The 12,231-nt window shown below is 68.9% G+C and carries 10 protein-coding genes; 9 read left to right on the top strand and 1 reads right to left on the bottom strand.

All coding sequences use genetic code 11. The features are described from left to right. Positions 1–5 precede the first annotated feature (5 nt). The 6 genes from GVY41_RS06505 (at position 6) to GVY41_RS20290 (ending at position 4,647) form a co-directional block, all read left to right on the top strand. Positions 6–1,130, top strand: coding sequence for an SPFH domain-containing protein (locus GVY41_RS06505; protein WP_161344237.1), 1,125 nt, complete (start codon positions 6–8; stop codon positions 1,128–1,130). 4 nt (positions 1,131–1,134) lie between these two features. Beyond that, complete coding sequence (locus GVY41_RS06500; protein WP_170301126.1) at positions 1,135–2,235, top strand: TFIIB-type zinc ribbon-containing protein; 1,101 nt, start codon at positions 1,135–1,137, stop codon at positions 2,233–2,235. Between the two features lie 76 nt (positions 2,236–2,311). Next, complete coding sequence (locus tag GVY41_RS06495; protein ID WP_161344239.1) at positions 2,312–3,247, top strand: carbohydrate kinase family protein; 936 nt, start codon at positions 2,312–2,314, stop codon at positions 3,245–3,247. Further along, a complete protein-coding gene (gene dtd / locus GVY41_RS06490) occupies positions 3,247–3,705 on the top strand; it encodes a D-aminoacyl-tRNA deacylase (RefSeq protein ID WP_161344241.1) in 459 nt (152 codons plus the stop codon). The genes GVY41_RS06495 and dtd overlap by 1 nt, the downstream gene beginning before the upstream one ends. 6 nt (positions 3,706–3,711) lie before the next feature. Next, a complete protein-coding gene (locus GVY41_RS20295; RefSeq protein WP_229725949.1) occupies positions 3,712–4,095 on the top strand; it encodes an alpha/beta fold hydrolase in 384 nt (127 codons plus the stop codon). Beyond that, complete coding sequence (locus tag GVY41_RS20290; RefSeq protein WP_268234499.1) at positions 4,096–4,647, top strand: serine aminopeptidase domain-containing protein; 552 nt, start codon at positions 4,096–4,098, stop codon at positions 4,645–4,647. Between the two features lie 4 nt (positions 4,648–4,651). Here GVY41_RS20290 and GVY41_RS06480 read toward each other — a convergent pair whose 3' ends face one another. After that, positions 4,652–5,575 carry a DMT family transporter gene (locus GVY41_RS06480; RefSeq protein ID WP_161344243.1) on the bottom strand — a complete coding sequence of 308 codons (924 nt, stop codon included), beginning with the start codon at positions 5,573–5,575 and terminating at the stop codon, positions 4,652–4,654. A 219-nt stretch (positions 5,576–5,794) separates the two neighbouring features. On the opposite strand from GVY41_RS06480, the gene metH reads away from it, so the two are divergent. From metH to GVY41_RS06465, 3 genes are read left to right on the top strand one after another with little or no spacing between them, the layout of a single operon-like run. Next, complete coding sequence (gene metH, locus GVY41_RS06475; RefSeq protein ID WP_161344245.1) at positions 5,795–9,562, top strand: methionine synthase; 3,768 nt, start codon at positions 5,795–5,797, stop codon at positions 9,560–9,562. A gap of 48 nt (positions 9,563–9,610) precedes the next feature. Further along, positions 9,611–11,386, top strand: coding sequence for a protein-disulfide reductase DsbD (dsbD, locus tag GVY41_RS06470; protein ID WP_229725951.1), 1,776 nt, complete (start codon positions 9,611–9,613; stop codon positions 11,384–11,386). Continuing rightward, positions 11,383–12,180 carry a TlpA disulfide reductase family protein gene (locus GVY41_RS06465; RefSeq protein WP_161344247.1) on the top strand — a complete coding sequence of 266 codons (798 nt, stop codon included), beginning with the start codon at positions 11,383–11,385 and terminating at the stop codon, positions 12,178–12,180. The genes dsbD and GVY41_RS06465 overlap by 4 nt, the downstream gene beginning before the upstream one ends. Positions 12,181–12,231 lie beyond the last annotated feature (51 nt).

Genomic DNA, 12,231 nt, shown 5'->3' with positions numbered 1-12,231 from the left:
CAGGCATGAGCATTTTCGATTTTCTGATGGGCGAGTTCATCGACGTCATCCACTGGACGGATGACACCCGCGACACGATGGTCTGGCGGTTCGAACGCGAGGGCCATGCGATCAAGTATGGCGCCAAGCTGACGGTGCGCGAGGGGCAGGCGGCGGTCTTCGTGCATGAGGGGCAGCTGGCCGATGTGTTCGGGCCGGGGCTGTATCAGCTTGAAACCAACAACATGCCGGTGATGACCACGCTCCAGCACTGGGACCATGCCTTCCAGTCGCCGTTCAAGTCCGAGATCTATTTCGTCTCGACCGTGCGCTTCAACGGGCTGAAATGGGGCACCAAGAACCCGGTGATGGCGCGCGACCCCGAGTTCGGGCCGCTGCGGCTGCGGGCCTTTGGCAGCTATTCGATGCGCGTCACCGATCCTGGGCTGTTCCTGAAGGAGATCGTCGGCACCGATGGCGAGTTCACCGCGGACGAGGTCAGCGAGCATATCCGCAACGTGATCGTGCAGGAGTTTTCCCGCGTGGTTACCACCAGCGGCATCCCGGTGCTGGACATGGCCGGCAACACCGCCGACTTCTCGCGCATCGTCACCGCCGCGATTTCGCCGACGATCGCGGGCTATGGCCTGTCGATCCCCGAGCTCTATGTCGAGAACATCTCGCTGCCCGAGGCGGTGGAGCAGGCGCTGGACAAGCGCACCTCGATGGGGATCGTCGGCGACCTTAGCCGCTATGCGCAATTCTCGGCGGCGGAGGCGATGGGGGCGGCGGCCACGACGGAGAATTCCGGCATGGGCGCCGGGATCGGCGCCGGGCTTGGCATGGCGATGGGCAGCCAGATGGCGGCGGCCGGCCCTTGGGGGGCTGCGCCGCAGGGTGCGGGCGCGCAGGCCGCGCAAGGCGCGGTGCCGCCCCCGGTGCCGGGCGGGGCGCAGTTCCATGTGGTGGAGGACGGCGCCAGCAAGGGCCCGTTCGGGATGGACGCGCTGCGCGGCATGGCCGCCTCGGGCGCGCTGACCCGCGCGACGCTGGTCTGGTCCTCGGGCATGGCCGGATGGGAGCCTGCGGGCGAGGTCGCCGCGCTGGCGCCGGTGTTCGCCGAGGTGCCGCCGCCCCTGCCGGGGGCCTGACATCTTGCCGGTCCGCGAACACCACTATCCGTGCGAGCAGTGCGGCGCCGATCTACGCTATGCCCCCGGGCAGACCCGCATGGTCTGCGCCCATTGCGGCCATGCGCAGGAGGTGCCCGAGGCCGAGGACAAGCTGTCCCGCACCGGGCTGGTGGAGTTGGACCTGCAAGACGGGCTGTCGGCCGACCTGCCGCGCGAGGCGGTGGCCGAGCATCGCACCACCCATTGCCCCAATTGCGGCGCGGTGGTGGAGTTCACGGGGGATCACCACGCCGCCGAATGCCCGTTCTGCGCAACGCCGGTGGTGGTGGATACCGGCACCAGCCGCAGCATCAAGCCGCAGGGCCTGATCCCCTTCGCAGTGACGGAAGAGGCGGCGCGGGACGCGCTTGGCCGCTGGCTCAAGGCGCGCTGGTTCGCGCCCTCGGGCCTGGGGGATTATGCGCGCAAGGGGCGGCGCATTCAGGGGATCTATACCCCGTTCTGGACCTTCGACGCCGATACCCGCAGCCGCTATAGCGGCCAGCGCGGCGACTATTACTACGAGACGCGCACCCGCACCGTCACCGTCAACGGCAAGTCGCAGCAGCGCACCGAACAGGTCCGCCACACCCGCTGGCGTGCCGCCTCGGGCGCCGTGGCACGGAAGTTCGACGACCTGCTGGTGCTGGCCGCGAAAAGCCTGCCGCGCAGCCATACCGATGCCTTGCAGCCCTGGGATCTGGGCGCGCTGGTGCCCTACCGCGAGGATTACCTGTCGGGCTTTCTGGCCGAGGGCTACACGGTCACCCTGCCCGAAGGCCACGGGGTCGCACGCGAGATCATGGCGGGGGTGATCGCGGGAGATGTGCGCAGCGATATCGGCGGCGATGAACAGCGGATTTCTTCGGTAAATACAACGCATTACAATGAGACCTTCAAGCACATCCTGCTGCCGGTCTGGACCGCCGCCTACAAGTATCGCGGCCGTAGCTTCCGCTTCGTCGTCAATGGCCAGACCGGCAAGGTGCAGGGCGAGCGGCCCTACTCGCCGTGGAAGATCGCCTTTGCGGTGCTGCTGGTGCTGCTGGTGGCGGGGGCGATTGCACTGATCTCGCAGAGTTGAGGCCGGGCTTGCCGCACGTCCGGCAAAGGCGCTATGACACGGCGGCGTTACCGCTATCACACCCACGGAGGCGACCATGATCCTGAGCTGCGGCGAGGCGCTGATCGACATGCTGCCACGCACAAGCGCCGCGGGCGAGCCGGCCTTTGCGCCCTATCCGGGCGGCGCGGTGTTCAACACCGCCATCGCCCTTGGCCGCCTCGGCGCGCCGGCGGGCTTCCTGTCGGGCCTGTCCACCGACCTCTTCGGGCAGATGCTGGAGGCGGCGCTGGCGGCCTCGAACGTGGACACGTCGCTGGCGATCCGCAGCGACCGGCCGACGACGCTGGCCTTCGTGCGGCTGGTGAATGGCCAGGCGAGCTATGCCTTCTATGACGAAAATACCGCGGGGCGGATGCTGATGGCGGCGGAGATGCCCGCCCTGACGGGTGCGGTGGCGGCGATCTTCTGCGGCGGGATCAGCCTGATGGTGGAACCGGGCGGCGCCGCCTATGAGGCGCTGTTCCTGCGCGAGGCGCCTGCCCGCGTGGCGATGCTCGACCCCAATATCCGCCCCTCGTTCATTGCCGATGAACCCGCCTACCGCGCCCGCATTGCCCGGATGATCGCCGCGGCGGACATCGTCAAGCTGTCGGATGAGGATCTGCGCTGGCTGGCTGGGCCGGGCGAGATTGCGGTGCTGGCGGCGGGGCTGCTGGCGGCTGGCCCGAAGGCGGTGTTCGTGACCGAGGGCGCGGCAGGGGCCCATGCCTTTACCGCGGATCAGGCGGTCTTCGCGCCGGGCCTGAAGGTGACGGTCGCCGATACCGTGGGCGCAGGCGACACGTTCAACGCGGGCATTCTGGCGGCGCTGCACAAGGCGGGGGCGCTGACCAAGGCCGGGGTCGCGGCGCTTGGGGCTGACACGCTCCGCGCCGCGCTCGACCTTGGCAACCGCGCCGCCGCGGTCACCGTCTCGCGCGCCGGGGCGAACCCGCCCTTCGCGGATGAGCTGCCGCGGGCCGCTGGCTGATGCGCGCCCTGATCCAGCGGGTCCGCGAGGCGAAGGTGAGCGTCGAGGGCCGCGTGACCGGCGAGATCGGGCCGGGCCTGCTGATCCTCGTCTGCGCCATGCAAGGCGACGGCGAGGCCGAGGCCGCCGCGCTGGCCGCCCGCATCGCCAGGCTGCGGATCTTCAAGGACGCGGCCGGCAAGATGAACCTCGCGCTGGCCGAGGCGGGGGGCGCGACGCTGGTCGTCAGCCAGTTCACGCTGGCCGCCGACACCTCGCGCGGCAACCGCCCCGGCTTTTCCACCGCCGCCCCGCCGGACGAGGGCCGCCGGCTCTACGAGCAGTTCTCGGACGAACTGCGCAAGCTGGGCTTCCCCGTCGCCAATGGCGAGTTCGGGGCCGACATGCAGGTGGCGCTGGTCAATGACGGGCCGGTGACGATATGGATGGATACGGCGGACAGGGTGGTAAAGGGATAAAGAGACATGATGCGCACCCTGTCGTCGCTGCCACTGCTGCTGCCGACCCTTGCGCTGGCAGAGCCGGTGCAGATTCCCGGCCCGCAGGGCCCGCTGGAGGCGGAACGCATTGCCGTAGAAGGCGCCGCCCATGCGGTCATCATCATACCGGGCTCGGGGCCGACCGACCGCGACGGGAACTCGGGCCCGATGGGCCTGCGGTCCGACAGCTACAAGCTTCTGGCGAACGGCCTTGCGGCAGAGGGCATCGCCTCGCTTCGCATCGACAAGCGCGGCTTATACGGTAGCGCGGCGGCGCTTGCCGACGCCAATGACGTGACCATCGCCAACTATGCCCAGGATGTGCGGGATTGGGTGGCGGAGGCATCGAGCCTTGCACCCTGCGTGTAGATTGCAGGCCATTCCGAGGGCGGGCTGGTGGCCCTGGTGGCTGCGCAGACCCCGCCCGAGACCCTGTGCGGGCTGATCCTGATGGCAACCCCGGGGCGCCCGGTCGGGCGGCTGATGGTCGAACAATTCGCCGCCAACCCTATGAACGGGCCGCTGATGCCGGAACTTGAAGGCCTCGTCAACGATCTGGTGGCCGGCCAGACCCGCGATCCGGCCCTTGTCTCGCCCATGCTGCAGCCGCTGTTTTCGACCGGGCTGCAGCGCTACATGATCGACCTGTTCTCGTATGACCCGATCGCGCTGGCGCAGGGCTGGGACGGGCCGGTGCTGATCGTGCAGGGGGATGCCGACATGCAGGTGGGCGCGGACCATGCCGGGCTTCTTGCGGCGGCGCTGCCGCAGGCAGCGACCGCGATGCTTCCGGGCGCGACTCATATGCTGAAGCCCGACCAGCCGGGGCAGCCCTTTGCCACCTATACCGACCCGGCGCTGCCGCTGCATGAGGGGCTTGTCCCCGCGATCATCCGGTTCGTGGCGGCGGACCGGCCCTGACCCCCTACCCCTGCGGGGTCATCGACCGGCGTTGCCGCGCCCGCTCCAGCCCCAGTTGCCGCTCGCGCCAGATGATGAGGATGCCGGCGGAGACGACCAGCGCGGCGCCGAACAGCACCACCAGCGTCGGGGTCTCGCCGAAGGCGAAATAGCCGACCAGCAGGGCGAGGATCATCGAGAAATATTCGAAGGGCGCGATCACCGAGGCATCGGCATAGCGGTAGGAGGAGGTGAGCAGCACCTGCCCCACCCCGCCCAGCAGGCCCATCAGCACCAGCAGCGCAAATGTGCCGGGCGCGGGCAGCACCCAGCCCCAGGGCAGCGAGATCAGCGACAGCAGGGCGGAGTTGACCGAGAACCAGAAGACGATGGCGGTCGTGCGCTCCTCGGCGACCAGCTTGCGCACGAAGACCTGCGCCAGCGCGGTGAAGACGGCGCCGATCAGCACCACCATCGCGCCGAACGCCTCTGTCGCCACCACATCGCCGCTGCGCAGGGCGGTCAGCCGGGGCGAGAGCACGATCATCACGCCGACCAGCCCCAGCCCGACCGCGATGATGCGGAAGGCGCGGATCTGCTCGCCCAAAAACATCGCGGCGAAGATCACCGTCAGCAGCGGCGCGGCATAGCCGATGGCGGTGACCTCGGGCAGCGGCAGCAGGCCAAGCCCGGCAAAGCCGCAGGCCATGGCGCCGGTGCCCATCAGCCCACGCCAGAAATGCCCCAGCGGGTTGGCGGTGACGATGCCGGCGCGAAGCTCGCCGCTGACCGCCAGCCAGACCAGGATCACCGGCAGCGCGAAGGCAGAGCGGAAGAACACCGTCTCACCCGGCGGGATCTCGACCGAGACCAGTTTCACCAGCGAGGCCATCGCCATGAACACGATGACGGCACAGATCTTGAGGCCGATGCCCCGAAGCGGCTGCATGATGTGTCTCCTGTTCGCCGGGTCAGGGGCATAAAGCCGGGTGGGGCGGCGGGTTGCAAGGGCTGGCGGAGCGGGCGAGGCCGTATGCAGGGCAGCGAATGTGAGCGTGCTGCATAATGAACATGACCAACATGAATTTCACTAATGCTGCGCTTTCGTCTAGAAGGCGGGATTGGCTGGCGCCGGGTTTCGGCGCCGGCCCGCAGGAGACGTGCCCAGATGACCGAGACCCAGATCCCCACCCGTTCCGACGTGTTCCGCCGGCTGGAGGCTGCCGCGCGCGAGCGGATCCTGATCCTTGACGGGGCGATGGGCACGCAGATCCAGAATCTCGGCCTCGATGAGGCGGCGTTCACCGGCCACGGCTCGGGCTGCACCTGCCATCACCACAGCGACGATCCGCAACAGGGCAACAATGACCTTCTGATCCTGACCCAGCCCGAGGCGATCGAGGAAATCCACTATCGCTATGCGATGGCCGGGGCGGATATCGTCGAGACCAACACCTTTTCGTCGACGCGCATCGCGCAGGCCGATTACGGCATGGAAGCGGCGGTGCATGACCTGAACGTGCAGGGCGCGCGGCTGGTGCGGCGGGCGCTGGACCGGGCGACGGCGCAGGACGGGCGCGAGCGGTTTGTGGCGGGGGCGCTGGGGCCCACGAACCGCACCGCCTCGATCTCGCCTGACGTGAACAACCCCGGCTACCGCGCTGTTTCGTTTGACGATTTACGGATTGCGTATGCCGAGCAGATCCGCGGCCTCATCGAGGGCGGCGCCGACCTGCTGCTGATCGAGACGATCTTCGACACGCTGAACGCCAAGGCCGCGATCTTTGCCTGTGAAGAGGTGTTCGTGGAAACCGGCATCCGGCTGCCGGTGATGATTTCGGGCACGATCACCGACCTGTCGGGGCGCACGCTGTCGGGGCAAACACCGACCGCCTTCTGGCATTCGGTGCGCCATGCCGCGCCGTTCACCATCGGGCTCAACTGCGCACTTGGGGCGGCGGCGATGCGCGGGCATCTGGCCGAAATCTCGGGCGTGGCGGATACCTTCACCTGCGCCTACCCGAATGCCGGGCTGCCCAACGAGTTCGGCCTCTATGACGAAAGCCCCGAGGCGATGGCGGCGCAGATCGAGGAGTTTGCGCGGGATGGCCTGCTGAACGTGGTGGGCGGCTGCTGCGGGTCCACCCCCGACCATATCCGCGCCATTGCCGCGGCGGTGTCGAAATATCCGCCGCGCGCCATCCCTGCGCAGGAACCGCTGATGCGGCTGTCGGGGCTGGAGCCGTTCACACTCACGAAGGACATTCCCTTCGTGAACGTCGGCGAGCGCACGAACGTCACCGGATCGGCCCGCTTCCGCAAGCTGATCACCGCGGGCGATTACGCCGCCGCGCTGGATGTGGCGCGCGATCAGGTGGAGAACGGCGCGCAGATCATCGACGTGAACATGGATGAGGGGCTGATCGACTCCAAGCAGGCCATGGTCGATTACCTGAACCTGATCGCGGCCGAGCCGGACATTGCCCGCGTGCCGGTGATGATCGACAGCTCCAAATGGGAGGTGATCGAGGCGGGGCTGAAATGCGTGCAGGGCAAGCCGATCGTCAACTCGATCAGCATGAAGGAGGGCGAGGAGGCCTTCCTTCATCAGGCGCGGCTTTGCCGGGCCTACGGCGCCGCCGTGGTGGTGATGGCCTTCGACGAGCAGGGCCAGGCCGATACCGAGGCGCGGAAGGTGGAGATCTGCACCCGCGCCTACAAGCTGCTGACCGAAGCCGTGGGCTTCCCGCCCGAGGACATCATCTTCGACCCCAATGTCTTTGCCGTGGCGACGGGCATCGAGGAGCATGACAATTACGGCGTCGATTTCATCGAGGCCACGCGGCGGATCATAGCGAGCCTGCCCCATGTCCATATCTCGGGCGGCGTGTCGAACCTCAGCTTCAGCTTCCGCGGCAATGAACCGGTGCGCGAGGCGATGCATGCGGTGTTCCTCTATCACGCCATCCAGGCCGGGATGGACATGGGCATCGTCAATGCCGGGCAGCTGGCGGTGCTGGACAGCATCGATGCGGACCTGCGCGAGGCTTGCGAGGATGTGGTGCTGAACCGGGTGCCGAAGGCCGGCGGATCGGCGACCGAGCGGCTGCTGGAGATTGCCGAGCGCTTCAAGGGCACCGGCGCGCGCGAGGCGAAGGAGCGCGACCTGCTCTGGCGCGACTGGCCGGTGGAAAAGCGGCTGGAACATGCACTGGTCAATGGCATCACCGAGTTCATCGAGGCCGATACCGAGGAGGCGCGGCTTGTGGCCGAACGCCCGCTGCATGTGATCGAGGGTCCGCTGATGGCGGGGATGAACGTCGTGGGCGACCTCTTCGGCGCGGGCAAGATGTTCCTGCCGCAGGTGGTGAAATCGGCGCGGGTGATGAAGCAGGCGGTGGCGGTGCTGCTGCCCTACATGGATGCCGAGAAGCTGGCGAACGGGGGCGAGGGCCGCGAGAGCGCCGGCAAGGTGCTGATGGCGACGGTGAAGGGCGATGTGCATGACATCGGCAAGAACATCGTCGGCGTCGTGCTGGCTTGCAACAATTACGAGATCATCGATCTGGGCGTGATGGTGTCCGCGGCCAAGATCCTTGAAACGGCGCGGGCCGAGAAAGTGGACATCATCGGGCTTTCCGGCCTCATCACCCCCTCGCTGGACGAGATGGCGCATGTGGCGGCGGAGATGGAGCGCGAGGGCTTCGACATTCCGCTGCTTATCGGCGGGGCGACGACCAGCCGGGTGCATACCGCGGTGAAGATCCATCCGCGCTATGGCAAGGGTCAGGCGGTCTATGTGACCGATGCCAGCCGGGCGGTGGGCGTGGTGTCTGCCCTGCTGTCGCCGCAACAGAAGGACGGCTATGTGGCGGATGTGCGCGAGGAATACCGGCAGGTCGCCGATCGCCATGCGCGGAACGAGGCCGACAAGAAGCGCCTGCCGCTGGCCACCGCGCGGGCCAATGCGCTGAAACTGGACTGGACAGGCTACACCGTGCCGGCGCCGTCCTTCCTCGGCACCCGCAGCTTTGACGACTGGGATCTGGCGGAACTGGCCCGCTATATCGACTGGACGCCGTTCTTCCAGACATGGGAGCTGAAGGGCGTCTATCCGCGGATTCTGGAGGATGAGGCGCAGGGCGCCGCCGCCCGCCAGCTGTTCGAGGATGCGCAAGGGATGCTGGACCGCATCATCGCGGAACGCTGGTTCCAGCCCCGCGCCGTGGTTGGCTTCTGGCCGGCCAATGCGGTGGGCGACGACATCCGCCTGTTCACCGGCGAGGACCGGCAGACGCCGCGCGCCACCCTTCACAGCCTGCGCCAGCAGGTCGCAAAGCGCGACGGGCGGCCCAATGTGGCGCTGTCGGATTTCGTGGCGCCGGTGGGCACGGTGCCCGATTACGTGGGGGCCTTCGTGGTGACGGCGGGGATCGAGGAGGTCGCCATCGCGCAACGCTTCGAGCGGGCGAATGACGATTACTCGGCGATTCTGGTCAAGGCGCTGGCCGACCGCTTTGCCGAGGCCTTTGCCGAGCGGATGCATGAGAGGGTGCGGACCGAGTTCTGGGGCTATGCACCGGACGAGGACTTTGCGCCCGACGCGCTGATCGGCGAGCCTTACCGTGGCATCCGCCCTGCCCCGGGCTACCCGGCGCAGCCCGACCATACCGAGAAGACCACCCTTTTCGAGCTGCTGGATGCCGAGGCGGCGACGGGCGTGCGGCTGACCGAGAGCTTTGCGATGTGGCCGGGATCGTCGGTCTCGGGTCTCTACCTCGGGCACCCGGACAGCTATTACTTCGGCGTGGCGAAGGTGGAGCACGATCAGGTGGTGGACTATGCAAGGCGCAAGGGCATGGATCTGGCCGAGGCGGAGCGCTGGCTGGCGCCGGTGCTGAACTACATCCCGCAGCCGGCGATGGCGGCGGAATAGGGCGTCGGCGTTAAGGCCCGCTTAAGCAGGGGGGAGGAAAGCGGCGGGATGATGACACGCCTCGCCCCCCGCCCCGCCCTGATGACGGTTCTTGCCGCGCTGACCCTGATGCTGGCGCTGGCCTTTGGTCTGCGCCCGGCCCTCGCGCAAGAAAGCCTCGGGCCGCTCACAAGCTTTTCCAGCGCGGGCAAGCCGATGGCCGCCGAGGAGGCGTTTCCGCTGACGGTGGCGGCCGAGGGCGACGGGGTCCGGCTGACCTGGCAGGTGATGCCGGGGCATTACCTTTACCGCGAGTTCTTCCGGGCCACGGCAGCGGATGGCTCCGAGCTGCCCCTGGACCTGCCGCCCGGCACCGCGAAGGACGATCCGGGCTTCGGCGCGATGGAGGTCTATTACGATGCCGTCTCTGCCGCGCTGCCCGCGGCGGCGTTTCCGGTGACGCTGACCTGGCAGGGCTGTCAGGACGGCGGCATCTGCTATGCGCCGATCACCCGGACGGTTGCCGCGGATGGCGCCGCGGCCGAACCGGCGCCGGGGCTGCAGATGGCCCAGTCCCAAGGGCTGGTGGACGGCATCGCGGCAAAGGGCGGCGCGGCGCTGGTCATCGCCAGCTTTTTCGGATTTGGCCTGCTGCTGGCCTTCACGCCCTGCGTGCTGCCGATGGTTCCGATCCTGCTGGGCCTGCTGTCACGGCAGGGCGAGCGGCTGACGCCGCTGCGGGGCGCGGTGCTGTCGGGCGTCTATGTGCTGGCGATGGCGCTGGCCTTTGGCGCGCTTGGTGTGGCGGCGGCGCTGTCGGGGCAGAACCTGCAGATGGTGCTGCAATCACCCGCGGCGCTGATCGCGGTGGCGGCGCTGTTCGGGGTGCTGGCGCTGTCGAGCTTTGGCCTGTTCGAACTGTCGCTGCCCGCCCGGCTGACCGCGGCGCTGACGCGGCCCGGGACCGGGCGGCGCGGCTCGCTGGCGGGGGCGGCGGGGCTTGGCTTCACCTCGGCGCTGATCGTCGGGCCTTGCGTGACCGCGCCGCTGGCGGGGGCGCTGTTGTATATCGCGCAGACCGGCGATGCAGCGTTGGGTGCGGGGGCGCTGTTCGCGCTGGGGCTTGGGCAGGGCGCGCCCTTGCTGGTGGCGGGCACGCTTGGCGCCCGCGCCCTGCCCCGCGCCGGGGCGTGGATGGAGGCGGTGCGGCGGGCCTTCGGGTTCATCTTCCTGGGCATGGCGGTGTGGTTGCTGGGTCGGATCCTGCCGGGGCCGGTGGTTCTGGCGCTCTGGGCGCTGCTGGCGCTGGGGCTTGGGGTGGCGCTTGGCGGTGTTGATGCTGCCGGGCCGGGGCTTCGGCAGCGGCTGGCCAAGGTCGCCGGCCTCGCCGCCATCGTCGCGGGCACGGCGCTGGGGTTTGGCGCGGCGGCGGGCGGGAGCGATCCGCTGCGGCCGCTGGCGCCCTTGGCCGGGGGCGCACCTGCGCCGCAGGCGCTGGCCTTCGCCAGCGCGACGGACAGCGCCGGGATCGACCGCGCACTTGCACAGGCAGACGTCCCGGCGCTGGTCTATGTCACCGCCGACTGGTGCGTGACCTGCCGGGTGATCGAACGCGATGTGCTGGCCGATCCGGCGGTGCAGGCGGCGCTGGAGGGCCGGGTGCTGGTCAAGGCCGATGTCAGCGACTTCGACCCCGGGGCGCAGGCGATGCTGGACCGCCTGCAGTCGGTCGGCCCGCCGACGATGGTGTTTCTGGACCAGGGCGGGGCCGAGGCGCCGGGCACACGGCTGATCGGGGATATCAGGGCCGCTGACCTGCTGCGCAGCGCCGGGGCGGCGCCATGATCGCGCTTGGCCCCTTCGTGCTGTCGGCCGAGCGGTTTTCGGCCTGGATCGGCATCTTCGTGTTCCTGATGACGGTGGCCTTGCTGACCCGCCGCCACGGCCCGCTGGCCGACCGGCGTGCCACGCGGGCGGTGGTGCTGGGGGTGGTCGCGGCGCGGCTGGCCTTCGTGCTGGCCAACCTGCCGGTGTTCCTGAGCGACCCGCTGAGCGTGCTTTATATCTGGCAGGGCGGTTATCTGTCCCTGGCCGGGGTGGCGGTGGCGGCGCTGCTGCTGGCGCTGGACCTGCGGCGCCTGCCCGGTCAGGCGGCGCCGATGCTGGTGGCCGCGCTGCTGGCCGGGGCCGCATGGAACACCGCGCGCCTGCTGTCGCCGGACCCTGCCGCCAGCCAGCTGCCCGCCGGCGCCTTCGCCGCACTGGACGGCTCCCCGGCGGGCTTCGTGCCGGGGCAGCCGGTGGTGGTGAACCTCTGGGCCAGCTGGTGCCCGCCCTGTCGGCGCGAGATGCCGATGATGACCGAGGTCGCGGCCAGCGAGACCGGCGTGCAGATGGTGTTCCTGAACCAGGGAGAGGGCGAGGCGGTGATCCGCCGCTTCCTGACCCGCGACGGGTTGCCGGACCGCGGCATGTGGCTGGACCCAGGGCAGGCGATGCAGGCAGAGTTCGGCATCCCCGGCCTGCCCGCGACGCTGTTCTTCGATGCCGCCGGCCAGTTGCATCACCTGCATGTCGGCGAGATTTCCCGTGCGGCGCTGCTGTCGCGGATGGGCCAGATCCAGGACAAGGCGCCCTGAAGCCCTTGTCATCCGGGGGGCAAACGCGCTAGCTGCCGCAGAACGCCGCGC

Source organism: Frigidibacter albus, assembly GCF_009908165.1.
Classification (GTDB): Bacteria; Pseudomonadota; Alphaproteobacteria; order Rhodobacterales; family Rhodobacteraceae; genus Frigidibacter; species Frigidibacter albus.
The sequence above is the reverse complement of the archived record's forward strand: the minus strand, read 5'-3'. Positions and strand labels throughout refer to the sequence as shown.

Coding starts and splice junctions, on each gene's coding strand:
- GVY41_RS06505 (WP_161344237.1), top strand. CDS start 6: ATGAGCATTTTCGATTTTCTGATGGGCGAGTTCATCGACGTCATCCAC.
- GVY41_RS06480 (WP_161344243.1), bottom strand. CDS start 5,575: ATGCAGCCGCTTCGGGGCATCGGCCTCAAGATCTGTGCCGTCATCGTG.
- dsbD (WP_229725951.1), top strand. CDS start 9,611: ATGATGACACGCCTCGCCCCCCGCCCCGCCCTGATGACGGTTCTTGCC.
- dtd (WP_161344241.1), top strand. CDS start 3,247: ATGCGCGCCCTGATCCAGCGGGTCCGCGAGGCGAAGGTGAGCGTCGAG.
- metH (WP_161344245.1), top strand. CDS start 5,795: ATGACCGAGACCCAGATCCCCACCCGTTCCGACGTGTTCCGCCGGCTG.
- GVY41_RS06465 (WP_161344247.1), top strand. CDS start 11,383: ATGATCGCGCTTGGCCCCTTCGTGCTGTCGGCCGAGCGGTTTTCGGCC.
- GVY41_RS20295 (WP_229725949.1), top strand. CDS start 3,712: ATGATGCGCACCCTGTCGTCGCTGCCACTGCTGCTGCCGACCCTTGCG.
- GVY41_RS06495 (WP_161344239.1), top strand. CDS start 2,312: ATGATCCTGAGCTGCGGCGAGGCGCTGATCGACATGCTGCCACGCACA.